The sequence below is a fragment of the Citrobacter sp. CK185 genome (assembly GCF_030333565.1).
Classification (GTDB): domain Bacteria; phylum Pseudomonadota; class Gammaproteobacteria; order Enterobacterales; family Enterobacteriaceae; genus Citrobacter_B; species Citrobacter_B koseri.
Window position 1 is genome coordinate 31,849 of the sequence record NZ_JAOWFR010000025.1, and the last position, 25,468, is coordinate 57,316.

Here is a 25,468-nt window from a genome sequence, read left to right on the forward strand (position 1 = left end):
GGTGTAAAAAGCGAGTTACACTATCCTACACAATTTTTTAACAAAAACTGAGACAAGTACGACTTTTTGCGCGCAGAGGTTACTTCCCGCGGGTTTCTTGGTTTAATACGCGAATTAATTTCCATATTGAAACAGGGCTTGATAATGCAAAAACTCATCAACTCAGTGCAAAACTATGCATGGGGTAGTAAAACTGCGTTAACGGAACTCTACGGCATTGCGAATCCGTCTCAGCAGCCAATGGCAGAGCTCTGGATGGGCGCCCATCCCAAGAGCAGCTCCCGAATTGAAGGCGCTGACGGGAAAGCCGTCTCGTTACGCGACGTGATTGAGCACGATAAAGCCACACTGCTGGGCGAGTCTGTCGCAAAACGTTTTGGCGAGCTGCCCTTCCTGTTTAAAGTGCTGTGTGCCGCGCAGCCGCTTTCCATCCAGGTTCATCCGAATAAACACAACTCAGAAATGGGTTTCGCGAAAGAGAATGCGGCCGGTATTCCGATGGATGCCGCCGAGCGTAACTATAAAGATCCGAACCACAAGCCTGAACTGGTCTTTGCCCTGACGCCGTTCCTGGCGATGAACGCATTCCGCGAGTTCTCTGAGATTGTCTCCCTGCTGCAACCTGTTTCCGGCGCGCATACCGCCATTGCCCACTTCCTGCAAGAGCCGAATGCCGAACGCCTGAGCCAACTGTTCGCCAGCCTGCTCAATATGCAGGGCGATGAAAAATCCCGCGCGCTGGCGGTACTGAAAGCGGCGCTGAACAGCCAACAGGGTGAACCGTGGCAGACGATCCGCGTCATATCCGAATTTTACCCGGATGACAGCGGCCTCTTCTCTCCACTGCTGCTGAACGTGGTCAAGCTGAACCCTGGCGAAGCCATGTTCCTGTTTGCCGAAACGCCTCATGCCTATTTGCAGGGTGTGGCGCTGGAAGTGATGGCGAACTCCGATAACGTCCTGCGCGCCGGGCTGACGCCGAAATATATCGACATTCCTGAGCTGGTCGCGAACGTCAAATTCGTTGCCAAACCAGCCGATCAGCTGCTGACAACGCCGGTAAAACACGGTGCGGAACTGGACTTCCCGATTCCGGTGGAAGATTTCGCGTTTTCGCTGCATGACCTCTCCGCTCAGGAAACGGCCATCAGCCAGCAGAGCGCCGCCATTCTGTTCTGCGTGGAAGGCGAAGCGGTGCTGAGCAAGGGCGAGCAGCGTCTGGTGCTGAAACCCGGTGAATCCGCGTTTATCGGCGCTGATGAGTCTCCGGTCAACGCCAGCGGCGTGGGCCGTTTGGCCAGGGTTTACAACAAGCTGTAGCAACATACTGAATTTTTTAACAACTCTTGCTAAGCTAGTTAAAGGCTCACAACTTCTCCAGGCGGTTTAATCCGCCTGGTTTCATTTTTATGGATAATCGATATGAAAAAATCGCTGGTAGCTACAGGTGTGATCGTCGCCCTGGGCGTGGTCTGGACAGGCGGGGCCTGGTACACCGGGAAAAAACTGGAAACGCATCTCGCACAGATGGTGAATCAGGCAAATGAGCAGCTTAAACGCACGGCGCCTGAAGCCGCCATTGAGCTGAGCTATCAAAACTACCAGCGCGGCATTTTCAGCAGCCAGTTACAGCTGGTGGCGAAACCTGTCGAAGGCAAGGAAAATCCCTGGCTGAAACCAGGACAAAGCGTCGTACTGAACGAAGCGGTGGATCATGGCCCTTTCCCGTTCGCACAGTTGAAATCGTTCAACCTTATCCCTGCGATGGCCTCGGTGAAGACGACCCTGGTCAACAACGACGTCACCAGACCGTTGTTTGATATCGCAAAGGGCGAGACGCCGGTCGAGATTAATTCCCGGATTGGTTATGGCGGCGATACCCGCTCAGATATCTCGCTCAAGCCGTTGAATTATGAAAATAACGGTGAAAAAGTCGCCTTTAGCGGCGGGGAATTTCAGCTGAATGCCGATAAAGACGGCAATGTTGTTTCACTGTCAGGCGAAGCGCAAAGCGGCCTGGTGGATGCCGTCAACGAATATAACCAGAAAGTCCAGATTACTTTTAATAACCTGAAAACCGACGGTTCCAGCACCCTGGCCAGCTTCGGCGAGCGTATTGGCAACCAGACGCTGTCGCTGGAAAAAATGACGGTATCGGTAGAAGGTAAAGAGATGGCCGTGCTGGAAGGCATGGTGATCGACGGTAAGTCCGATCTCGTCAACGACGGCAAAACTATCAATAGCCAGCTGGATTACTCGCTGAACAGCCTTAAAGTGCAGAATCAGGATCTGGGTAGCGGCAAGCTGACGCTGAAAGTGGGACAGATCGATGGCGAAGCCTGGCACCAGTTTAGCCGCCAGTATAACGCTCAGACTCAGGCGCTGATGACGCAACCCGAGGTGGTGCAAAATCCTGAACTTTATCAGGAGAAAGTGACCGAAGCGTTCTTTGGCGCCCTGCCGCTGCTGATGAAGGGCGAACCGGTGATTACCGTCGCGCCGTTAAGCTGGAAAAACGCTAAAGGCGAGACCGCGCTGAACCTCTCCTTGTTCCTGAAAGATCCGGCCGCGACCACTGAAGAACCGCAAACGCTGACTCAGGAAGTGGATCGTTCCGTTAAATCTCTCGATGCGAAGCTGACGATCCCGATGGATATGGCCGTTGAGTTTATGACCCAGGTCGCCAGACTGGAAGGTTATCAGCAGGAAGATGCCGATAAGCTGGCGAATCAACAAGTCAAAGGGTTAGCCGCGATGGGGCAAATGTTCCGCATCACCACGTTGCAGGATAATACCATTGCCACCAACCTACAGTATGCCAATGGTCAGGTAACGCTCAACGGGCAAAAAATGACGCTGGAAGAGTTTGTCGGCATGTTTGGTATGCCTGCGCTCTCCGTGCCGGACGCTCCGGCGATTCCTCAGCAGTAAGTTTTCTGTACGTCCCGCGCCCGGCGGGATTTTCCCGTCGGGCCGCTATTCAAACACCTGTCCCGCCACGCTATTTTTGCGTCACCAGACGAGCGGAAATGGTCTGGCTGCGCGAATGGCTCTCTTCATGACCAATCCGTTGCAGGATGCGCTCCGCAAGGGTATAGCCAATTTCGCGGGCTGGCGTGCTGGCCCAGATGATCGGCAGATCGTCCAGCGCGTTTTCCGCCACATCAGCAAACGCCGCCAGCGAGATCTGTTGTTCAAAATAGCGATCAACGCCAATTTCACCACTCTGACGCCCCGCTTTCATCAGGCCAAACCATGCTCCCATCGCAATGGTTTCGTTGTAGCACACCACTGCGCTGATGGTCGGGTTATGCCGCAGTAATGCGGTAATGGCTTCGGCGGCCTGCTTCTGGCTGGATGCGCACTCCAGCACCCAGTCGCTGTGAAAAGGCAACCCAAACTTCAGCAGCGTCGCGCAATAGCCGCCGACGCGCTCCGCGCGCGTTAATGAGGAGCTTTGCCCTCCCAGCCACGCGATCCGCTGATGCCCAAGGCGAATCAGATGTTCCGTCAGTAGCTGCGCCGCCTGCATGTTATCCGGCCGGACAGTATCCACCTCTTCCAGATAACTGGCGCGCGAGGCAAACACCACCGGAATCCCTTTTTCTTCTGCCCGTTCCCGGAGCGCATCGCTGTTACCCGCCGCTCCGGCGATCACCACGCCATCCACCCCCTGATTAAGGAGCATAGCGAAGCGCTGACTCAGTTGTTCGCCATCCTGACCGCCGTGCAACAAAAAGACCATGCGCCCCTGCGCTTCCAGCGCCTCTGTCAACCCGGCCGTGAGTTCCGCATAAAAAGGCGCAGACAGATCGCGCACAATCAGCCCAATGACGCCGCTCTGCCCACCGCGAAGCGCCGATGCCTGGCGGTTACGCACAAAGCCCAGCTGTTCAATCGCCGCGTTAACCCGCTCGCCGGTGGCTGACGAAATCCGCCCTTTGCCACTGAGCACTAATGAGACGGTACTGACGGAGACGCCAGCCGCCAACGCGACATCATGGATGGTGGTTTTTTTGGCTATAGCCATGAAAAAAGAAAGCTCCCTGATAACGTGACAGATAAAACGTTTTATCAATCACTTATATTTATACGCTTTATTATCGTTCGATAATGTGATTTGCGCCGCACTAAAATTAGGTAAAACGTTTTATCTTCTCGCTCAAATAATTGACCACAGCCTTCTTTTTCACGAGGAGTCGTTAGATGACGACGAAGACAACACCAAAAATAACATTATGGGAATTTTTCCAGCAGTTGGGTAAAACGTTTATGCTGCCCGTGGCGCTGCTCTCTTTCTGCGGGATCATGCTGGGGATCGGCAGCTCGTTAAGCAGCCACGATGTCGTCACCCTGCTCCCGGCGCTGGGCAACCCGGTGCTACAGGCCATCTTTACCTGGATGAGTAAAGTCGGCTCGTTCGCTTTTAGCTTCCTCCCGGTGATGTTTTGTATCGCGATTCCGCTCGGTCTGGCGCGTGAAAACAAAGGTGTCGCCGCGTTTGCCGGTTTCGTCGGTTACGCCGTAATGAACCTTGCCGTGAACTTCTGGTTAACGGCGAAAGGCATTCTGCCGACGACTGACGCCGCCATTCTGAAAGCCAATAACGTACAGAATATCCTCGGGATTCAGTCTATCGACACGGGGATTCTGGGGGCGGTGATCGCCGGTATCGTTGTCTGGATGCTGCATGAGCGTTTCCACAATATTCGTCTGCCCGATGCGCTGGCTTTCTTTGGCGGTACGCGTTTCGTGCCGATCGTCTCTTCCGTGGTGATGGGACTGGTCGGGCTGGTCATTCCGCTGGTATGGCCTGTTTTTGCAATGGGCATCAGCGGTCTGGGCCACATTATCAATAGCGCGGGTGATTTCGGTCCGATGATCTTTGGTACGGGTGAGCGCCTGCTGCTGCCGTTCGGCCTGCACCACATTCTGGTCGCGTTGATTCGCTTTACCGAAGCGGGCGGTACGCAGGAAGTCTGCGGCCATAGCGTGAGCGGCGCGTTGACCATTTTCCAGGCGCAGCTGAGCTGCCCGACAACGCACGGCTTCTCTGAAAGTGCGACCCGCTTCCTGTCTCAGGGGAAAATGCCTGCCTTCCTCGGCGGCTTGCCGGGCGCTGCGTTGGCGATGTACCACTGTGCGCGTCCTGAAAACCGTCACAAAATTAAGGGCCTGCTGATTTCTGGTCTTATCGCCTGTGTCGTTGGCGGTACCACAGAGCCGCTGGAATTCCTGTTCCTGTTCGTCGCGCCTGTGCTGTATGTGATTCACGCCCTGCTGACAGGTCTGGGATTCACCATCATGGCGATCCTCGGCGTCACCATCGGCAACACCGACGGCAACATCATCGACTTTGTGGTATTCGGGATCCTGCACGGTCTGTCGACCAAGTGGTATCTGGTTCCGGTGGTCGCCGCCGTCTGGTTCGCGGTGTACTACATCATCTTCCGTTTCGCCATTACGCGCTTTAATCTGAAAACGCCGGGCCGCGATACCGAAATCGCCAGCAATATTGAAAAAGTCATGGCGGGCGCGCCAGGGAAATCAGGCTATAACGTCCCGGCGATTCTGGCCGCGCTTGGCGGCAGTGAAAATATCGTCAGCCTGGATAACTGCATTACCCGTCTGCGCCTGTCGGTGAAGGATATGTCGCTTGTGAATGTACAGGCGCTGAAGGACAATCGCGCTATCGGCGTAGTACAGCTGAATCAACATAACTTACAGGTGGTTATTGGCCCTCAGGTACAGTCCGTTAAGGATGAAATGGCGGGTCTGATGAACACGGTTGAGGCATAAGGACAACGATATGTTCGATTTTTCAAAGGTGGTGGATCGTCACGGTACGTGGTGTACGCAGTGGGATTATGTCGCCGATCGCTTTGGCGCCCCTGACCTGCTCCCGTTTACGATCTCGGATATGGATTTCGCTACCGCGCCGTGCATCCTGGAGGCCATCAACCAGCGTCTGGCGCACGGCGTGCTGGGTTACAGCCGCTGGAAAAACGATGAGTTTTTAGGGGCGATCGCCCACTGGTTCGCAACCCGTCACCACACCACGATCGACCCGCAGTCGATCGTGTACGGCCCCTCCGTGATCTACATGGTGTCGGAGCTGATCCGCCAGTGGTCATCCGTCGGTGAAGGGGTGGTGATTCACACCCCCGCTTACGATGCGTTCTATAACGCCATCGAAGGCAACCAGCGCACCGTTATGCCGGTTACGCTACAGAAAAACGCGGACGGCTGGCACTGCGATATGGCCGCGCTGGAAGCGGTGCTCGCCCGGCCAGAGAGTAAAATTCTCCTGCTGTGCAGCCCGCAGAACCCTACCGGAAAGGTATGGACGCGCGATGAACTGGAGACGATGGCTGAGCTATGCCATCGTCACGGCGTGCGGGTCATCTCCGATGAAATCCACATGGATATGGTATGGGGCGCGCAGCCGCATATCCCCTGGAGCAATGTGGCGCGTGGTCGTTGGGCGCTGCTGACCTCCGGGTCAAAAAGCTTCAACATTCCGGCGCTGACCGGCGCCTACGGGCTCATCGGCGATGAGGAAAGCCGCAATCGTTACCTCAGCGTATTGAAGGGGCGTGACGGGCTGTCGTCACCCGCCGTTCTGGCGCTTAGCGCGCACATTGCCGCTTATCAACAGGGCGCGCCGTGGCTGGATGCCCTGCGCGAGTATCTTGCTGATAACCTGAATTATATCGCACATGCGTTAAACACCGCGTTCCCGACGCTAAACTGGCAGGTTCCGCAATCGACCTATCTGGCCTGGATTGATCTGCGCGCGCTGAATATTGACGACCACGCCTTACAGGATGCGCTGATTCATCAGCAGAAAGTGGCCATCATGCCCGGGTATACTTATGGCGAAGAAGGTCGCGGGTTTGTTCGTCTTAATGCCGGTTGTCCACGTTCGAAACTCGAAAAAGGCGTTAACGGCCTGATCAACGCGATCCGCGCTATACGCTGACAATGATTGCGCAATAAAATTATTTATTGCGCAACATAGATTTTACGCCCGTTTTATTTTTATAATGGCGAGCACTTTTATATTAAAAAAGAGTGCGACCATGATTGATACTTCCCTTCCGTTAACTGACGTTCATCGCCACCTTGATGGCAACATTCGTGCCCAAACTATTCTTGATCTTGGCCGTCAGTTCAATTTAGCCCTCCCGGCACAAACGCTTGACGCGCTCATTCCGCATGTGCAGATCACTTCAACGGAGCCTGACCTGGTCAGTTTTCTGGCAAAGCTCGACTGGGGCGTTAAAGTTCTGGCGTCGCTGGATGCCTGTCGTCGCGTGGCCTTTGAAAATATTGAAGATGCCGCCCGCAACGGCCTGCATTATGTCGAACTGCGTTTTTCTCCGGGTTATATGGCGATGACGCACCAGTTGCCTGTGGCAGGCGTGGTCGAAGCGGTCATCGCTGGCGTACGTGAAGGGTGCCAGACTTTTGGCGTTGAAGCTCGTCTGATCGGCATCATGAGCCGTACTTTCGGCGAGGCGGCCTGTCAGCAGGAACTGGAAGCGCTGCTGGCGCACCGCGATCACATTACTGCGCTTGACTTAGCGGGCGATGAACTTGGCTTCCCGGGCAGTCTGTTCCTCTCTCACTTTAACCGCGCGCGTGATGCGGGCTGGCATATTACCGTACATGCTGGCGAAGCGGCGGGCCCGGAGAGCATCTGGCAGGCCATTCGCGAACTGGGCGCCGAACGTATCGGTCATGGCGTGAAGGCCGTGGAAGATCGCGCGCTGATAGATTTTCTGATCGAACAGCGAATCGGTATCGAATCCTGTCTGACGTCTAATATCCAGACCAGCACCGTTGCCTCGCTGGCTGCACATCCGCTGAAAACGTTCCTTGAGCATGGCGTGCTGGCAAGTTTGAATACGGATGATCCCGCGGTACAGGGTGTGGATATTATTCACGAATACACGGTAGCGGCGCCAGCGGCAGGATTAACCCGCGAGCAGATTCGTCAGGCACAGATCAATGGCCTGGAAATGGCGTTTTTAAGCGAAGCGGAAAAACGCGCATTGCGTGAGAAAGTCGCAGCGGTTTAAGCACGCAACGCCTGATGGCGCTGCGCTTATCAGGCCTACAGCGACACAACCGTAGGCCGGATAAGACGTTTACGCCGTCATCCGGCAGCACCTACGCCTGATGGCGCTGCGCTTATCAGGCCTACAACTGCACAACCGTAGGCCGGATAAGGCGTTTACGCCGCCATCCGGCAACATCCCGACGCCTGATGGCGCTGCGCTTATCAGTCCTGTAACTGCACAACCGTAGGCCGGATAAGGCGTTTACGCCGTCATCCGGCAACACCCGGCACCAGAAGAGTACACCGTCATCACGCGAGGCACAGCGTAGAGCGATGCTTCGCTGATTCAATCCCCAGCTCAATCAACTCCATAATCTGGATCGCCTGGCTCGCCGGAACCGGGTTTTCACCGTTGCCATTCAACGCGTCACGGATGCCCGCATAATAAGCCGGATAATTACCCGGCACCGTCAGCCAGGTCTCTTCCACACGGTCTTCGCCTTCCACGCGCGTCAACACGCCGTCACGCATGTCGTAACCCCAGTCTTCCTGCGGCAGTCGCTCACCGTTTTTCAACCGCTCCTCTTGTGGATCGAGGCCATATTTCACGTAGCTGCCGCGCGAGCCGTGCACGATATAACGTGCTGATTCTGCCGCTGCCAGCATCGTACCGTGCAGAATCACCCGACGCTGCGGGTAGGATAATATCGCGTGGAAATAATCCGTCGACTGCGCGCCAGGACGAAGCTGCGCCAGATCCACCGTCATGCTGACCGGTAAACCGAACAGATTGATCGCCTGATCCAGCAGATGCGGCGCCAGATCGTACCAGATACCGCTGCCAGGGCCGCCCTGTTCGCGCCAGCGATCGCGGACCTGCGGGCGGAAACGGTCGAAATGGGATTCAAAGTAAGCCACTTCCCCCAGAACGCCATCGGCCAGCAATCCTTTCAGCGTCAGGAAATCACTGTCCCAACGGCGGTTATGGAACACAGAAAGCACGCGTCCCAGGCTGCGCGCCAGGGCGTCGAGTTCACGGGCTTGTGACAGTGTCACGGTAAAGGGTTTATCCACAACCACATGTTTTCCCGCTTCAAGCGCGGCTTTCGCCAGCGGAAAATGGGTGTCGTTGGGCGTAGGAATGACGATAAGGTCGATATTCGGATCGTTAAAAAGATGCTTAGGCTCTGAGACAACCGCCACAGAAGGCCAGTCTGCCTTCACTTTTGTTTCATCACTACTGGAAACCGCCGCCAGTTCCAGACCCGGCGTCCCCACGATTAAGGGCGCATGGAAAGTCTTGCTGGCATAACCATAACCAATTAGCCCTACCCGGATGTTGTCACTCATGTCTTTGCCTCTCATGTCAGAACGGGGTCATTTCACACTATCCCTTAACCACTCACAATAGTTTAATAACCGCCAGGTTATAAAGGTTGTTGCTTAACTTAAGTCAAACATCAGTGACTTTGGGCTCTCCTGCGGCGAAAAAGTCGCTGAAATCGTTCCCGACACCCTTGCCGTCTTATTTATTGATGAGTAACATTTGCATCCTGTGTTTATGGATAAATCAAAGCAAAAAAATGTCGTCAGTAATGAATCGCCTTATTGAATTAACCGGTTGGATTGTTCTCGTTGTCTCAGTGATCCTCTTAGGCGTCGCCAGCCATATCGATAATTACCAGCCCCCTGAACCGACGGCCTCCGTTCAGAAAAAATAAGCGTGTCCTGGCCAGTTGCGGCATAGCGGCATATCGTCAGAAATGGTTTCGGTTTACAGCCAGAAAAATCAGGAAAAGATGAAAAGCGGCAAAAAAAGCGAAATATGCCGTCTGCTGGCCGCACGCTTATTGCCAGTTGTCATGAAGCGCGTTACCCTTCCGGCAGGTGCTCTGCTCACCTGATTCATGACACGTAAGAATACGCTTATTTACCCTTGCGCGCCGATTATTCTTTTCGGTGTCGTTTTGTTTATTTTTATATTCACTACTCCGTTGGTGTTATTTGTTTAATATGGATCGCTATTTATGACAGTTCAGGATTATTTATTAAAATTCCGCAAAATCAGTTCGCTTGAGAGCCTGGAAAAACTGTTTGATCACCTTAACTACACCCTCTCTGACGATCGGGAGATCATCAATATGTATCGCGCCGCAGATCATCGTCGCGCGGAGCTGGTCTCGGGCGGTCGTCTGTATGATGTCGGTCAGGTGCCAAAATCAGTCTGGCATTACGTACAATAAAGAAAGTAGCGATCGGCGTTAAAAGCTTTATAATACTGGCCCCAAAATGAAATAGTCTGCCTGTTCGCGCTGGCAAATCTGGAGAAGATATGACCACAACACCGGCACAACGCATCGGGGGCTGGTTGCTTGGCCCACTGGCCTGGCTGTTAGTCGCGTTACTGAGCGCCTCGCTCGCGTTATTGCTCTATGCTACTGCGCTGGCTACGCCGCAGACATTCCATATGCTCAGTGAGCAAAGTACCGGCAACCTGTTGTTGTGGGGCGTTTCGTTTATTACCGCCATCGCAATGTGGTATTACACCCTATGGTTGACCATCGCCTTCTTCAAGCGCCGCCACTGCGTGCCTAAACATTATATTATCTGGCTGCTGGTGTCGGTCTTGCTGGCAATTAAAGCCTTTGCTTTTTCGCCAGTCTCAGACGCGTTTGCGGTTCGCCAACTGTTGTTCCCGTTACTGGCGGCCGCGCTGATCGTACCCTATTTCAAACGCTCGGCGCGCGTTAAAGCAACGTTTGTGAACCCGTAATACCCTTACAGTTAACCTGTTGTCGCCTGCTGTAGATTGACAGATAATAGGCGGCTTTTTTATTTCAGGCCGAAAAATGACTGATTACCTGCTGCTCTTTGTCGGAACTGTACTGGTCAATAACTTTGTACTGGTCAAGTTTCTGGGTCTCTGCCCGTTTATGGGGGTTTCCAAAAAGCTGGAAACCGCAATGGGTATGGGGCTCGCCACCACGTTTGTGATGACGCTGGCGTCTATCTGCGCCTGGCTGATTGACACCTGGATTTTGATTCCGCTCGATCTCATCTACCTGCGGACGCTGGCGTTTATTCTGGTCATCGCGGTGGTAGTGCAATTTACTGAGATGGTGGTGCGTAAAACCAGTCCGGCATTGTACCGTCTGCTGGGGATCTTCCTGCCGCTCATCACCACCAACTGCGCGGTGCTTGGCGTGGCGTTGTTGAACATTAACCTCGGTCATAATTTTTTGCAGTCGGCGTTGTACGGTTTCTCCGCCGCCGTCGGCTTCTCTCTGGTGATGGTGCTGTTCGCGGCGATTCGCGAGCGCCTCGCCGTGGCAGACGTCCCTGCCCCTTTTCGCGGTAACGCGATTGCGCTGATTACCGCAGGTTTAATGTCTCTGGCCTTTATGGGCTTTAGTGGTTTGGTGAAGTTGTAATGAATGCTATCTGGATTGCCGTAGTCGCCGTGAGCCTGCTGGGCCTGGCATTCGGCGCCATCCTGGGGTACGCCTCCCGCCGGTTTGCCGTGGAAGACGATCCCGTTGTCGAAAAAATCGACGAAATTTTACCGCAGAGCCAGTGTGGGCAGTGCGGCTATCCTGGCTGCCGCCCTTATGCTGAAGCCATCGGTAGTCAGGGTGAAAAAATTAACCGCTGTGCGCCGGGCGGCGAAGCGGTGATGTTGAAAATCGCAACGTTACTGAACGTCGATCCGCAACCTATCGACGGTGATGAACAAGAAGTTGCGCCAGTGCGTATGCTGGCGGTCATCGATGAAAACAATTGCATCGGCTGCACTAAATGTATTCAGGCATGCCCGGTGGATGCCATTGTGGGCGCCACGCGCGCGATGCATACGGTCATGAGCGATCTCTGCACCGGCTGTAACCTGTGCGTTGACCCGTGCCCGACGCAATGCATTGAATTACGCCCGGTCGCGGAAACACCTGACAGTTGGAAGTGGGATTTGAACACCATCCCCGTTCGTATCATTCCCGTGGAACAACATGCTTAAGTTATTCTCTGCATTCAGAAAAGATAAAATCTGGGATTTCGATGGCGGCATTCATCCGCCGGAAATGAAAACCCAGTCAAACGGTACGCCTCTGCGACAGGTTCCACTGGCGCCGCGCTTTATCATTCCTCTTAAGCAGCATATTGGCGCTGAGGGAGAGCTGTGCGTTAACGTGGGCGATCGCGTCCTGCGAGGCCAGCCGCTGACCCGAGGTCGCGGCCGCATGCTGCCCGTCCATGCGCCGACGTCCGGGAAAGTTATCGCGATTGCGCCCCACTCTACCGCGCACCCGTCAGCCCTGGCTGAGCTTAGCGTGATGATTGATGCCGATGGCGAAGATCGCTGGATCGAACGCGACGGCTGGGCGGATTATCAGCGCCGCAGCCGCGAAGAGCTAATTACCCGGATTCACCAGTTCGGCGTTGCCGGACTCGGCGGCGCAGGGTTCCCGACCGGCGTCAAATTACAGGGCGGCGGCGATAAGATTGAAACGCTGATCATCAACGCGGCGGAGTGTGAACCTTATATCACCGCTGATGACCGCTTAATGCAGGATTGCGCCGCGCAGGTGGTGGAAGGCATCCGTATCCTTGCCCATATTCTGCAACCGCGTGAGGTCCTGATAGGTATCGAAGATAACAAGCCGCAGGCCATTTCAATGCTGCGTGCCGTTCTGGCCGATGCGCATGATATCGCGTTACGCGTTATCCCAACGAAATACCCTTCCGGCGGCGCAAAACAACTTACCCAGATCCTGACCGGGAAACAGGTTCCGCACGGTGGCCGCTCTTCTGATATCGGCGTGCTGATGCAAAACGTTGGTACGGCTTATGCCGTCAAACGCGCAGTGATTGACGGGGAACCGATCACCGAGCGCGTTGTGACCTTGACCGGAGAGTCCGTCAGCCGTCCCGGTAACGTCTGGGCCAGGCTGGGGACGCCTGTCAGCCACCTGCTTAATGATGCGGGCTTCTGTTCTTCAGCCGATCAAATGGTGATTATGGGCGGCCCGCTGATGGGCTTTACCCTGCCCTGGCTTGATGTTCCCGTTGTGAAGATCACTAACTGCCTTCTCGCGCCTTCCGCTACGGAAATGGGCGAAACGCCGGAAGAGCAAGGTTGTATCCGCTGTAGCGCCTGTGCCGATGCCTGTCCCGCCGATTTGTTGCCCCAACAGTTGTACTGGTTCAGCAAAGGCCAACAGCACGATAAAGCCACCGCGCATAACATTGCCGACTGCATTGAGTGCGGCGCTTGCGCCTGGGTATGCCCCAGCAGCATTCCGCTTGTGCAGTATTTCCGTCAGGAAAAAGCGGAGATTTACGCGATCGCGCAAGAAGAAAAACGCGCGGCTGAAGCGAAAGCGCGTTTTGAGGCCAGACAGGCGCGACTGGAGCGTGAGAAAGCCGCACGCCTTGAGCGCCATAAAAATGCGGCCGCACAACCTGCGGCAAAAGATCAGGATGCCATCGCCGCAGCGCTGGCGCGCGTAAAAGAGAAACAGGCACAGGCGACTCAGCCTGTTGTCATCAACGCGGGAGAGAAGCCGGATAACAGCGCGGTTATTGCTGCCCGTGAAGCGCGTAAAGCGCAGGCGCGCGCCAGACAGACGGAGAACGCCGCTGCGGAACCCGCCGAGCCGGTCGACCCGCGCAAAGCCGCCGTCGAAGCGGCAATTGCCCGCGCCAAAGCACGCAAGCAGGAACAGCAGGCCGCTGCGGAACCTACCGAACCGGTCGACCCGCGTAAAGCCGCTGTCGAAGCGGCAATTGCCCGCGCCAAAGCGCGCAAGCAGGAACAGCAGGCCGCTGCGGAACCCGCCGAACCGGTCGACCCGCGCAAAGCCGCTGTCGAAGCGGCAATTGCCCGCGCCAAAGCGCGTAAGCAGGAACAGCAGGCCGCTGCGGAACCCGCCGAACCGGTCGACCCGCGTAAAGCCGCCGTCGCAGCGGCGATTGCCCGCGTTCAGGCAAAAAAAGCAGCACAGCAGCAGGTTGTTAACGAGGAATAAATGGTATTCAGAATCGCAAGCTCGCCTTATACCCATAACCAGCGCCAGACATCGCGTATCATGATGCTGGTATTAATCGCCGCGCTGCCGGGGATTGCCACCCAGCTATGGTTTTTCGGTTGGGGCACATTGTTCCAGATTATACTGGCCGCAGTCAGCGCGCTGGCCGCAGAAGCCGCCGTGCTTCAACTGCGTAAACAGCCGATCGCCGCTATCTTAAAAGACAACTCAGCATTGCTGACCGGTTTGCTGCTCGCTGTGAGCATACCGCCTCTCGCCCCGTGGTGGATGGTGGTATTGGGCACCGTATTTGCCGTCATTATCGCCAAGCAGCTTTACGGCGGTCTGGGGCAAAACCCATTCAACCCAGCGATGATTGGTTATGTCGTTCTGTTGATTTCATTCCCGGTACAGATGACAAGCTGGCTCCCGCCGCATGACATCGCCGCAACGGCGCCAGGCCTTCTGGATGCGTTGCAGGTCATCTTCACCGGACACACCGCCAGCGGCGGCGACATGAATACGTTACGCATGGGCATTGACGGCATCAGCCAGGCTACGCCGCTCGATACGTTCAAAACCTCGTTACATGCCGGGCACGCTGTTGAACAGATTATGCAGTACCCCATCTACAGCGGCATGCTGGCCGGTGCGGGCTGGCAGTGGGTAAACATCGCCTGGCTTATTGGCGGCGTGTGGCTGCTCTGGCAAAAAGCGATCCGCTGGCACATTCCGGTCAGCTTTTTAGTGACGCTGGCTGTCTGCTCCACTCTGGGATGGGCATTCGCCGGGGATTCACTGGCGTCTCCGCAGTTGCATCTGCTTTCTGGCGCGACAATGCTGGGCGCGTTCTTTATTCTGACCGATCCCGTCACCGCCTCGACAACCAATCGTGGTCGTCTGATTTTTGGCGCGCTGGCGGGTTTGTTAGTGTGGTTGATTCGCAGTTTCGGGGGATACCCGGACGGTGTGGCGTTCGCTGTACTGCTGGCGAATATCACGGTGCCTTTGATTGATTATTACACCCGACCTCGCGTCTACGGGCATCGCTAAGGACACCCCATGCTGAAAACGATTCGTAAACACGGTATCACGCTGGCGCTGTTTGCCGCAGGCTCGACGGGGCTGACGGCGGCCATTAACCTGGTCACTAAATCGACGATTGCCGAACAGGCGGTTCTCCAGCAAAAAGCGTTATTTGATCAGGTTCTGCCTGCCGATCGCTACAATAATACCTTGCAGGACAGCTGCTTTCTGGTGAATGCTCCGGCGCTGGGCAAAGGTACGCACCGCATCTATATCGCCCGTCAGGACGATAAGCCCGTCGCCGCCATTCTTGAAGCCACGGCGCCGGACGGCTATTCTGGCGCCATACAGCTCCTGGTTGGCGCTGATTTCAGCGGCACGGTGCTGGGTACACGCGTGACAGAACATCATGAGACGCCTGGCCTGGGCGATAAAATTGAGCTGCGCTTATCCGACTGGATCACCCACTTCAGCGGGAAGACCATCGGCGCTGAGAACGATGCTCACTGGGCCGTGAAAAAAGACGGCGGTGATTTTGACCAGTTTACCGGCGCAACCATTACCCCCCGGGCAGTGGTCAACGCGGTGAAACGTGCGGGCCTGTACGCGCAGACCTTACCGGCGCAACTTCCTCAACTTACCGCCTGTGGAGAATAAACCATGAGCGAAATTAAAGACGTTATCGTTCAGGGCTTGTGGAAAAACAACTCAGCGCTTGTACAGCTGCTTGGCATGTGCCCGCTACTGGCAGTGACCTCCACCGCCACGAATGCATTAGGCCTCGGCCTCGCTACCACGCTGGTGTTGACGCTGACCAACCTGACAATTTCCGCCCTGCGCCGCTGGACGCCAGCGGAAATCCGCATCCCAATCTACGTAATGATCATCGCGTCCGTGGTCAGTGCAGTACAGATGCTGATCAACGCTTATGCCTTCGGCTTGTATCAGTCGCTGGGGATCTTCATTCCACTGATTGTGACCAACTGCATCGTTGTGGGGCGCGCAGAGGCTTTTGCCGCGAAAAAAGGCCCGGCGCTGTCCGCGCTGGACGGTTTTTCCATTGGCATGGGAGCGACCGGTGCCATGTTTGTCCTCGGCTCCATGCGTGAAATCATCGGCAATGGCACGTTGTTTGATGGCGCTGACGGTCTGCTGGGCGACTGGGCGAAAGTGCTGCGCGTGGAGATTTTTCATACCGACTCGCCTTTCCTGCTGGCGATGCTGCCGCCCGGCGCTTTTATTGGCCTGGGGCTGATGCTGGCCGTGAAGTACCTTATTGACGAGAAAATGAAAAAACGCCGCGCCGAAGCCGTTGCCGCTGAGCTTCCGTCAGGTGAAACAGGGAATGTGTAATGAACAAAACAAAACGACTGGAAATATTAACGCGCCTGCGTGACAACAATCCACACCCCACAACGGAGTTAAATTTCACCTCGCCGTTTGAGCTACTCATCGCCGTATTGCTGTCAGCACAGGCCACGGACGTCAGCGTGAATAAAGCGACCGCAAAACTTTATCCCGTCGCCAATACCCCGGCGGCTATGCTGGAGCTTGGCGTCGAGGGCGTAAAGTCGTATATCAAGACTATCGGCCTGTTCAACAGCAAAGCGGAGAATGTGATTAAGACCTGCCGGATGTTGCTTGAACTGCACAATGGCGAGGTTCCAGAGGATCGGGCGGCTCTGGAAGCGCTGCCCGGCGTCGGGCGTAAAACAGCCAACGTGGTGCTCAATACCGCATTTGGCTGGCCAACTATCGCTGTCGATACGCATATTTTCCGCGTCTGTAACCGGACACAGTTCGCCCCCGGTAAAAACGTCGAGCAGGTGGAAGAAAAACTGCTCAAGGTCGTTCCAGCGGAATTTAAAGTCGATTGCCACCACTGGTTAATTCTGCATGGCCGCTACACCTGCATTGCCCGTAAACCACGCTGCGGCTCCTGCATTATTGAAGATCTTTGCGAATACAAAGAGAAAGTCGATATCTGATGCGCCAGGGGCGACGCCGTACGCCCCGACGCATAACAATTTGTTATCCACTTCGGCTCACCTGTTTACCCGACTATGATACCGGCCCGCTTCGCTTTCTTAATGCAATGTTCTTTTGATTTAACACTTCACCAGGTTAATCGTTTTTTTAGAAACTGAAATTTCTATCTATACGTGATCCAGATCACGTTGATAACTTCGTGTAAAATTTTTTATCAAATACGGTTAAAATTACAACCAGATGACCTGATGATGCCTTTTCAATACAAAACATTACACTGGCTATTTTTCAGATAATGGCCTATATCACTACTTTAAACCTCAAATAGCAGAACATATCGCCACCATCCGCTTTTTCGCCCCTCCCTGTAGTGTAAAAAACTGCCATTTTACAAATGAAGAAATTTAACGCTACATAACATTTCTCAGTCCCGATGATTCCACCACGCAAGATATATGTAACAGAATATTACAAACCCCTTGTATGGAAGGGAAAGATAGTGAACATTACTTGCCGTTTCCCCTCCCACTATAACAATCGGACGGATGAACTTGACTCATCACGCGCCAGAACACCCCCGTTAATATGGGATGTAAAAAAAGAGGTAAAAGTGTCTACTGCAAACAATAAACCAACTGAAAGCGTCAGTTTGAACGCTTTCAAACAACCGAAATCGTTCTATCTCATTTTCTCTATTGAGTTATGGGAGCGTTTTGGTTATTACGGCCTGCAAGGAATTATGGCCGTCTACCTGGTTAAACAACTGGGTATGTCAGAAGCGGATTCCATCACCCTTTTCTCTTCCTTTAGCGCCCTGGTGTATGGTCTGGTCGCCATTGGCGGCTGGTTAGGGGATAAAGTTCTGGGCACCAAACGCGTCATTCTGCTGGGTGCTATCGTACTGGCGATTGGTTATGGCCTGGTCGCCTGGTCCGGTCATGACGTTGCGATCGTCTATATGGGGATGGCGACCATCGCCGTAGGTAACGGTCTGTTCAAAGCGAACCCGTCTTCTCTGCTGTCGACCTGCTATGCCAAAGATGACCCGCGTCTGGACGGTGCATTCACCATGTACTACATGTCCATCAACATCGGTTCCTTCTTCTCTATGCTGGCGACGCCGTGGCTTGCCGCAAAATTCGGCTGGAGCGTGGCGTTTGCCCTGAGCTTCGTCGGTATGCTCATCACGGTGGTTAACTTCCTGTTCTGCCGCAGTTGGGTTAAAGATTACGGCTCAAAACCAGACTTCGAAGCGGTACATTTCGGTAAATTGCTGGCGACTATCGCAGGCGTTATCGTGCTGATCGCTATCGCGACCTGGCTGCTGCACAACCAGGGCATTGCACGTATGGTTCTGGGCGTGATCGCTCTGGGTATCGTGATTATCTTTGGTAAAGAAGCGTTCGCGATGCAGGGCGCGGCACGTCGTAAAATGATCGTCGCATTCATCCTGATGCTGGAAGCGATTATCTTCTTTGTGCTGTACAGCCAGATGCCGACGTCACTGAACTTCTTCGCAATCCGTAACGTTGAACACACTATCCTCGGTATCGCGGTTGAACCGGAGCAGTATCAGGCGCTGAACCCGTTCTGGATCATCATTGGCAGCCCGATTCTGGCGGCCATCTATAACAAGATGGGTGATACGCTGCCGATGCCGACCAAATTCGCTATCGGTATGGTTCTGTGCTCTGGCGCGTTCCTCGTTCTGCCGCTGGGCGCGAAATTCGCTACAGATGCAGGCATTGTGTCTGTTAACTGGCTCATCCTCAGCTACGGTCTGCAAAGTATCGGTGAACTGATGATCTCCGGTCTGGGTCTGGCAATGGTTGCCCAACTGGTTCCACAGCGTCTGATGGGCTTCATCATGGGGAGCTGGTTCCTGACTACGGCGGGCGCCAACCTGATTGGTGGCTACGTGGCTGGCATGATGGCAGTGCCGGAAAACGTTACTGACCCGCTGATGTCTCTGGAAGTTTACGGTCGCGTATTCCTGCAAATCGGTGTCGCCACTGCGGTTATCGCCGCGCTGATGCTTATCACCGCGCCGAAACTGAATCGCATGACTCAGGATGATGAAGAAAACGCGAAGGCCGCCAAAACCGCTACCGCGTAATTTTCAGGGAAACTGATATTCAGGCCGCTAACGTGCGTTAGCGGCTTTTTTTTTGCCTGATGCCGCACTACCATACGTTAAACCTCAGCAAAAAGGAGTTACCGATGAAACTGTTCTACAAACCGGGCGCCTGTTCTCTTGCTTCTCACATCACCCTGCGGGAAAGCGGTATTGATTTCACGCTGGATGGCGTTGATCTGGCGAAAAAGCGTCTGGAAAACGGCGATGATTATTTCGCGGTAAACCCAAAAGGACAGGTTCCGGCTCTGCTGCTGGACGATGGCACCTTACTGACCGAAGGCGTTGCGATTATGCAATATCTGGCAGATAGCGTGCCCGATCGTCAGCTGTTGGCACCGACAGGCACCATCTCCCGCTACAAGACGCTGGAATGGCTCAACTATATTGCCACGGAGCTGCACAAAGGTTTTACGCCACTCTTCCGCCCGGATACGCCAGAGGAATATAAACCGATTGTCCGTACGCAACTGGAGAAAAAATTGCACTACGTGAATGACGCGCTCCAGGAAGGCCAGTGTCTTTGCGGCCAGCGTTTCACGATCGCAGATGCCTACCTTTTTACCGTATTGCGCTGGGCGAAAGCGGTGAAGCTGAATATGGAAGGATTAAGCCATATCGACGTTTATATGGCGCGGGTCGCTGAACGCCCCTGCGTGGCGGCGGCGCTGAAGGCGGAAGGTTTGAACTAATGGTTGTTGCGCCGGATGGCGGCTACGCCTTATCCGGCCTACAAAATAGCCCGTAGGCCTGGTTAGCGTTAGCGCCTCCGGGCACTTTGCCGGATGGCGGCTACGCCTTATCCGGCCTACAAAACAGCCCGTAGGCCCGGTAAGCGTTAGCGCCTCCGGGCGCTTCGGTAAAACTCACAGCTGCGTCGCGCTGAAATAGTGTTCAGGTTTAGCAATGCGATCCTGCGCGGCCACCACCTGCAACTCGTATTCCTGCATATTTTTCGTGGCGATCATAATTTCATATACCGCCGCAGTAACGTGTTCAAGCGCTTGCTGCAACGTTGCGCCCTGCAACAGTTTTACCAGCAACAAACCGCTGGTCACATCCCCGACACCCACTGGCTGACGCATCCCGAAATCAACAAGCGGACGGCTAATATGCCAGGCTTCATCCGCCGTCACCAGCAACATCTCAAAGCGGTCGGGGCTGTATCCCGCCCGGGCGAGATGTTTAACCAGCACAACTTGCGGCCCTTCCGCAATCAGTTCCCTGGCAGCCAGTACGGCTTCATTAACATTATTGACCGCATGTTCACAGAGAATTTCCAGCTCCACCAGATTGGGCGCGATAATGTCGCTGGCCGGGAGCGCATGGCGAACGTGGAACTCAGCGACGCCAGGCGCCACGATGCACCCTTTTTCAGGATGCCCCATGACCGGATCGCAGAAATATTTCGCCTGTGGATTCGCCGCTTTTACTTTACGGACAATCCCCAGAATATGCTCACCCTGCTCTGCGGAACCCAGATAGCCGCTAAGAACCGCATCGCACGTCTGAAGTTTATCGATATCCGCAATACCCTGAACAATTTCAGTCAAATGTTCGGGCGGCATAACACATCCTGTCCATTTGCCATACTGCGTGTGGTTAGAAAACTGAACGGTGTTGAGCGGCCAGACATTCGCGCCAAGGCGGCGCATCGGAAATTCAGCAGCACTGTTGCCCGCATGGCCGAACACAACATGCGACTGGATGGCGAGGATATTCTTCATGTTTACCATAACCCTAAAATAATAAAGGGGCGTGGTTTCCCACGCCCCTGCTGACTTTTTATTATTTCCAGCAAATCAGACAGTAATTCTTTTTACCGCGGCGCAACAGCGTGTAGCGCCCGAATAAAATGTCGCTGTCCTGGAAGAAATATTCCGGGTCTGACTGTTTTTCACCGTTGATGGTCACCGCATTAGAGGCGATGGTTTTACGCGCCTGACCACGAGACGGTTGCAGTTCGGAATCCACCAGCGCCTGCATCAGATCGGCGCCTTTTTCCATCTCGATCATCGGCACGCCATCCTGAGCCAGTTGTTCGAAATCGGCTTCGCTGAGATCGCTCAGATTACCGTTGAACAGGCTTTCAGTGATACGTTTCGCCGCAACCAGACCTTCTTCGCCATGCACCAGGCGCGTGACCTGCTCTGCCAGCACATACTGGGCGCGCGGCGCTTTACCGCTGTTCTTATCTTCTTCTTCCAGCGCATTGATCTCGGCAATGTCCATGAAGGTGAAGAATTTCAGGAAGCGGTACACGTCAGCATCTGCGGTGTTGATCCAGAACTGGTAGAACTTGTACGGACTGGTCTTTTTCGGGTCCAGCCATACCGCGCCGCCTTCGGTTTTACCAAACTTGGTGCCATCTGCTTTGGTGATCAGCGGTACGGTCAGGCCGAACACCTGGTTCTGATGCAGACGACGGGTTAGATCGATACCGGAGGTGATGTTGCCCCACTGGTCAGAGCCGCCAATTTGCAGCGTAACGCCGTGCAGTTTATTCAGGCAGGCAAAGTCATAACCCTGCAACAGGTTATAGGAGAACTCGGTAAAGGAGATGCCCTGATCGTCACGGTTCAGACGTTGCTTCACCGCTTCTTTGTTGATCATCTGATTGACGGAGAAGTGCTTGCCGATGTCGCGCAGGAAGGTCAGCACATTCATGCCGCCAAACCAGTCGTAGTTATTCGCGGCAATGGCGGAATTGTCACCACAGTCAAAATCGAGGAACGGTGCAACCTGCTTGCGGATTTTATCCACCCACTCCTGCACAGTATCTTCGGTGTTCAGTTTACGCTCAGCGGCTTTAAAGCTCGGGTCGCCAATCAGACCGGTCGCGCCGCCTACCAGCGCAACAGGCTTGTGACCCGCCTGCTGGAAGCGTTTCAGGCATAACAATGGAACAAGATGCCCCAAATGCAAGCTGTCAGCGGTAGGGTCGAAGCCGCAATAGAGCGCGATCGGGCCTTGCGCCAGTCGCTCTGCTAACGCTTCCTCGTCCGTTACCTGGGCCACCAGCCCCCGCTCTTGCAATTGTTTAATCAAGTTACTGCTTGCCATCAAAATCTCCATGTATAAAACGACTGCACCTTTGCCGGTACACGACTTTTCGCCAGACGCGAAAGGTATATAGAATAAAGCGCTGACGCACGCAGCGCTAGCGCTTAACACAACAAATTTCGGGGTTTAAGGAGCAAGCCGGTCAATTTTCCACGCGTTGTTTTCGCGCTGGTATAAAAAGCGGTCGTGTAAACGGTGTTCGCCGCCCTGCCAGAACTCCATCTGTTCAATATTGACGCGGAATCCGCCCCAGAAGCTGGGCAACGGGACTTCCCCTTGCTGGAACTTCTGCTTCAGCTCAAGAAACTTGCTTTCCAGAATGCCGCGCGCAGAGATTCGGCTGGATTGTTTAGACACCCAGGCGCCAATCTGGCTGTCGCGCGGGCGGCTGTGGAAGTATTTCACCACTTCAAGCGTGGAAAGGCGTTCCGCTTTGCCAGTCACCATCACCTGCCGTTCCAGCATATGCCACGGGAACAACAGACTGATACGCGGATTATTTTCGAGGTGATGTGCCTTACGGCTGCCCAGGTTGGTGTAAAACACCATCCCTTTTTCATCGTAATGTTTAAGCAGCACAATGCGTTGATAAGGCTGGCCGTTTTCATCGACGGTGGCGACCACCATCGCGGTCGGGTCCGCCAGTCTGGCATCACATGCCTGACCCAGCCAGCGTTCGAAAAGGGTTAACGGTTCAGCGGGAAGATCGTTGCGACGCAGGCCGCCTCTGGTGTATTCACGGCGCAGATGCGCGATTTGCTGCAATTCGTCGTTATCAGACATGGTGTTCGCTACGGATTGTCAGTGGGTGGCGCTATTGTGCGCCGCCCAGGTGAAAATCTCAACGCTTCGGGTTTTGTAACTGGCAGTTATTCAGCACAATTCTGTCGCGTTTATAGACCGTTGCGCCATCGCCTTTTGACCAAAAGACGTAGATGCCGTCCGTGTAACGTGCTCCCGACGCAGACATGCCCTGTTTGAGGTTCAACAGTTTATTGTCGTAAACAAAATTCACCTCTTGCCGGGTATTGTTCATTTTTACGGTAAGCGGTTTTTCATCACACTGATATTCCAGCGTGTCCGTTTGCATACGCTCAAGCAATTGGTTGTAGACGCTACAACCGCTCAGGAGCACAGGCAGACATACAATGAGCAGTTTTTTCATAGACATATCCCGAAGACTTTCCTGGTCCGAAGGGCAAATACGCCCTTCCTAACCCTTTCAGTTTAACGGCAGACAGGCCCGGAAAAATTCAGTTAACTCTGAGTTCGTGGGTTCGCCGGGAAAATGGCCCCCAGAATGCTGGATTCTGTGGCCCCCGTCACCGAAGGGAGGTTCCCCGGCAACCCGGCGAGCGTGCGCCACGCCAGCCAGGCAAACGCCAGCGCTTCCATATCATCGCCACTGATCCCGGCTTCATCCGTGCTGGTAACTTCCGTACCCGGCAGCAACCCGGCCAGACGCGCCATCAGCAAAGGGTTACGACTCCCGCCGCCGCACACCATCAGCCGCTCGCAGCCGCCGCTTAACAGAACCTGTTCAGAAATTGTCACCGCGGTCAGCTCAGCCAGCGTTGCCTGAATATCGCGGGGAGCGAGGCCAGGAAAGGCCGAAAGGTGGCGTTCTATCCAGCCATAGTTGAAATACTCACGCCCGGTGCTTTTCGGCGCGGGCGCTGAAAAATAGGGATCGCTCAACATATTTTGCAGCAGCGGAATTATCACTTTCCCTTCGCTGGCCCATTGCGCGTCTTTATCATAAGGCTTACCGCACTGCCGCCAGATCCAGGCATCCATGAGCATATTGCCTGGCCCGGTATCGTACCCTCTTACCGGTTGACCCGGTATGAGCAAAGACAGGTTGGCAATACCGCCAATGTTCAGCACCATCCGACGCTCTGTCGGGTGCGCCAGCAACGCCTGGTGGAACGCGGGAACCAGCGGCGCGCCTTGCCCGCCCAGCGCAATATCGCGACGACGAAAATCACCGACAACCGTTATCCCGGTTCGCGCGACAATTTGGTTGTTATCACCGATTTGTAAGGTATGCGGCGCAGCGCCGGTAGGTTCATGCCAGACCGTCTGACCATGACAGCCGATGGCGACAATATCCCGCGGCCGCAGTTTTTCCTGCGCCAGCAGCGCGTTCACCGCGTCGGCAAAAAGCTGCCCGAGCTGCGTATCCAACTGGCCAAACTGGGAAAGCGTGAGTTGTTGCCCCTGGCAAATATCCAGAATGGCTTGTTTAAGATGAACGGGGATGGGCCAGGTCAGGCTCGCCTGCTGTGCGACCATCGTTTCATCAATTGCCGCCAGCACAACATCGACGCCATCAAGGCTGGTTCCAGACATAACGCCGATAAAACGGCCCGATTTCATACATCTTCCTTTTAGCGTGTTAAGCATGATTTTAGCGTTACCACTCAACCACAAAGTTTCCGCTAATACCATGCTTCATTAAGCATTTTTACCCTTCGATGCAGACGCTGACACTCTGTTCTGATAAATCTCATGGATGATTCGTTTATACTTGGTTAACCCAAATCTGATTATGATTTTCACATTGTTCCAGCAGAACATGTGCCTTTACGGTCGTATATGCCATATAATTTAACCATGAGGGATGCTTTGTGGCGTTTCATGGTGAACAGGAGATTTATAGATGATTAAACGTGTGCTGATCGTTTCACTGATGGGCTTATCTTTAGCGGGTTGTGTGAATAACGATAGCCTGTCCGGTGATGTCTATACCGCGTCCGAGGCGAAACAAGTACAGAATGTCACATACGGCACTGTCGTTAACGTTCGTCCGGTGCAAATCCAGGGCGGTGATGACTCCAACGTGATCGGCGCTATCGGTGGTGCAGTGCTCGGTGGTTTCCTCGGTAATACCATCGGTGGCGGGACGGGTCGTTCACTGGCGACGGCCGCTGGCGCAGTCGCAGGTGGCGTAGCGGGACAAGGCGTCCAGGGCGCGATGAACAAAACTCAGGGTGTGGAACTGGAAATCCGTAAGGATGACGGCAACACCATCATGGTGGTACAGAAACAGGGCGATACCCGTTTCTCCGCAGGTCAGCGTGTTGTTCTGGCCAGCAACGGCAGCCAGGTTACTGTTTCTCCGCGCTAATCCAACAGACGTGTGGTCAGCCTCTGGCCACACGCCTTTCT

At 54.5% G+C, this 25,468-nt stretch carries 25 protein-coding genes; 18 read left to right on the top strand and 7 right to left on the bottom strand.

Annotation, left to right across the window (positions count from 1 at the left end):
• Positions 1–144 precede the first annotated feature (144 nt).
• Together manA and OGV79_RS12545 are read left to right on the top strand one after the other, a co-directional pair.
• Complete coding sequence (manA, locus tag OGV79_RS12540; protein ID WP_049011602.1) at positions 145–1,320, top strand: mannose-6-phosphate isomerase; 1,176 nt, start codon at positions 145–147, stop codon at positions 1,318–1,320.
• A gap of 102 nt (positions 1,321–1,422) precedes the next feature.
• Entirely contained in the window at positions 1,423–2,931 is a 1,509-nt protein-coding gene (locus OGV79_RS12545; RefSeq protein WP_049011603.1) for a YdgA family protein, read from the top strand.
• A gap of 70 nt (positions 2,932–3,001) precedes the next feature.
• Here OGV79_RS12545 and OGV79_RS12550 read toward each other — a convergent pair whose 3' ends face one another.
• Positions 3,002–4,030: a Mal regulon transcriptional regulator MalI gene (locus OGV79_RS12550; RefSeq protein ID WP_012132499.1), complete on the bottom strand. Its 1,029-nt coding sequence runs from the start codon at positions 4,028–4,030 to the stop codon at positions 3,002–3,004.
• Positions 4,031–4,206: 176 nt separating this feature from the next.
• On the opposite strand from OGV79_RS12550, the gene malX reads away from it, so the two are divergent.
• The 3 genes from malX (at position 4,207) to add (ending at position 8,084) form a co-directional block, all read left to right on the top strand.
• Positions 4,207–5,799, top strand: coding sequence for a maltose/glucose-specific PTS transporter subunit IIBC (gene malX / locus OGV79_RS12555; RefSeq protein ID WP_286468529.1), 1,593 nt, complete (start codon positions 4,207–4,209; stop codon positions 5,797–5,799).
• Positions 5,800–5,809: 10 nt separating this feature from the next.
• Entirely contained in the window at positions 5,810–6,982 is a 1,173-nt protein-coding gene (locus OGV79_RS12560) for a MalY/PatB family protein (RefSeq protein WP_286468530.1), read from the top strand.
• Positions 6,983–7,082: 100 nt separating this feature from the next.
• Entirely contained in the window at positions 7,083–8,084 is a 1,002-nt protein-coding gene (gene add, locus OGV79_RS12565) for an adenosine deaminase (RefSeq protein WP_286468531.1), read from the top strand.
• Positions 8,085–8,374: 290 nt separating this feature from the next.
• On the opposite strand, the gene OGV79_RS12570 is transcribed toward add, so the two are convergent.
• Positions 8,375–9,415, bottom strand: coding sequence for an oxidoreductase (locus tag OGV79_RS12570; protein WP_024130359.1), 1,041 nt, complete (start codon positions 9,413–9,415; stop codon positions 8,375–8,377).
• Between the two features lie 245 nt (positions 9,416–9,660).
• Between OGV79_RS12570 and blr the strand changes: the two genes are divergently transcribed.
• The 12 genes from blr to gstA all read left to right on the top strand — a co-directional run bounded on the left by blr (position 9,661) and on the right by gstA (position 19,926).
• Complete coding sequence (gene blr, locus OGV79_RS12575; RefSeq protein WP_048902389.1) at positions 9,661–9,786, top strand: division septum protein Blr; 126 nt, start codon at positions 9,661–9,663, stop codon at positions 9,784–9,786.
• A gap of 306 nt (positions 9,787–10,092) precedes the next feature.
• Positions 10,093–10,308: a transcription modulator YdgT gene (gene ydgT / locus OGV79_RS12580; RefSeq protein WP_024130361.1), complete on the top strand. Its 216-nt coding sequence runs from the start codon at positions 10,093–10,095 to the stop codon at positions 10,306–10,308.
• 89 nt (positions 10,309–10,397) lie between these two features.
• Complete coding sequence (locus OGV79_RS12585) at positions 10,398–10,838, top strand: DUF2569 domain-containing protein (RefSeq protein WP_012132511.1); 441 nt, start codon at positions 10,398–10,400, stop codon at positions 10,836–10,838.
• A gap of 76 nt (positions 10,839–10,914) precedes the next feature.
• Positions 10,915–11,496 carry an electron transport complex subunit RsxA gene (gene rsxA / locus OGV79_RS12590; RefSeq protein ID WP_005121199.1) on the top strand — a complete coding sequence of 194 codons (582 nt, stop codon included), beginning with the start codon at positions 10,915–10,917 and terminating at the stop codon, positions 11,494–11,496.
• The gene (gene rsxB, locus OGV79_RS12595) at positions 11,496–12,074 is read left to right on the top strand and encodes an electron transport complex subunit RsxB (protein WP_012132512.1); all 579 of its coding nucleotides are present in this window, start codon (positions 11,496–11,498) and stop codon (positions 12,072–12,074) included. Before rsxA ends, rsxB begins: the two co-directional genes overlap by 1 nt.
• Positions 12,067–14,085, top strand: coding sequence for an electron transport complex subunit RsxC (rsxC, locus tag OGV79_RS12600; RefSeq protein WP_199977079.1), 2,019 nt, complete (start codon positions 12,067–12,069; stop codon positions 14,083–14,085). The genes rsxB and rsxC overlap by 8 nt, the downstream gene beginning before the upstream one ends.
• Entirely contained in the window at positions 14,086–15,138 is a 1,053-nt protein-coding gene (gene rsxD, locus OGV79_RS12605; protein WP_012132514.1) for an electron transport complex subunit RsxD, read from the top strand.
• 9 nt (positions 15,139–15,147) lie between these two features.
• Positions 15,148–15,768, top strand: a complete 621-nt coding sequence (rsxG, locus tag OGV79_RS12610; protein WP_012132515.1) for an electron transport complex subunit RsxG — start codon at positions 15,148–15,150, stop codon at positions 15,766–15,768.
• A 3-nt stretch (positions 15,769–15,771) separates the two neighbouring features.
• Positions 15,772–16,464, top strand: a complete 693-nt coding sequence (locus OGV79_RS12615) for an electron transport complex subunit E (RefSeq protein WP_012132516.1) — start codon at positions 15,772–15,774, stop codon at positions 16,462–16,464.
• Entirely contained in the window at positions 16,464–17,099 is a 636-nt protein-coding gene (nth, locus tag OGV79_RS12620; RefSeq protein ID WP_049008478.1) for an endonuclease III, read from the top strand. Before OGV79_RS12615 ends, nth begins: the two co-directional genes overlap by 1 nt.
• Before the next feature lie 611 nt (positions 17,100–17,710).
• Entirely contained in the window at positions 17,711–19,216 is a 1,506-nt protein-coding gene (gene dtpA / locus OGV79_RS12625; RefSeq protein WP_047457245.1) for a dipeptide/tripeptide permease DtpA, read from the top strand.
• A gap of 104 nt (positions 19,217–19,320) precedes the next feature.
• Positions 19,321–19,926: a glutathione transferase GstA gene (gene gstA, locus OGV79_RS12630; protein ID WP_024130363.1), complete on the top strand. Its 606-nt coding sequence runs from the start codon at positions 19,321–19,323 to the stop codon at positions 19,924–19,926.
• A gap of 174 nt (positions 19,927–20,100) precedes the next feature.
• Here the strand turns inward: gstA and pdxY are convergent, their stop codons facing one another.
• The 5 genes from pdxY to anmK form a co-directional block, all read right to left on the bottom strand.
• Positions 20,101–20,961 carry a pyridoxal kinase PdxY gene (pdxY, locus tag OGV79_RS12635; protein ID WP_058669168.1) on the bottom strand — a complete coding sequence of 287 codons (861 nt, stop codon included), beginning with the start codon at positions 20,959–20,961 and terminating at the stop codon, positions 20,101–20,103.
• A gap of 61 nt (positions 20,962–21,022) precedes the next feature.
• Positions 21,023–22,297, bottom strand: a complete 1,275-nt coding sequence (gene tyrS / locus OGV79_RS12640) for a tyrosine--tRNA ligase (protein ID WP_024130365.1) — start codon at positions 22,295–22,297, stop codon at positions 21,023–21,025.
• A 126-nt stretch (positions 22,298–22,423) separates the two neighbouring features.
• Entirely contained in the window at positions 22,424–23,080 is a 657-nt protein-coding gene (gene pdxH / locus OGV79_RS12645) for a pyridoxamine 5'-phosphate oxidase (protein WP_012132522.1), read from the bottom strand.
• Between the two features lie 58 nt (positions 23,081–23,138).
• Positions 23,139–23,468, bottom strand: coding sequence for a C-type lysozyme inhibitor (gene mliC, locus OGV79_RS12650; RefSeq protein ID WP_012132523.1), 330 nt, complete (start codon positions 23,466–23,468; stop codon positions 23,139–23,141).
• An 86-nt stretch (positions 23,469–23,554) separates the two neighbouring features.
• Positions 23,555–24,676, bottom strand: a complete 1,122-nt coding sequence (gene anmK, locus OGV79_RS12655) for an anhydro-N-acetylmuramic acid kinase (protein ID WP_024130367.1) — start codon at positions 24,674–24,676, stop codon at positions 23,555–23,557.
• 283 nt (positions 24,677–24,959) lie between these two features.
• Between anmK and slyB the strand changes: the two genes are divergently transcribed.
• On the top strand, positions 24,960–25,427 hold the full coding sequence (slyB, locus tag OGV79_RS12660; RefSeq protein WP_012132525.1) for an outer membrane lipoprotein SlyB: 468 nt from the start codon (positions 24,960–24,962) through the stop codon (positions 25,425–25,427).
• The last annotated feature ends 41 nt before the right edge of the window (positions 25,428–25,468 follow it).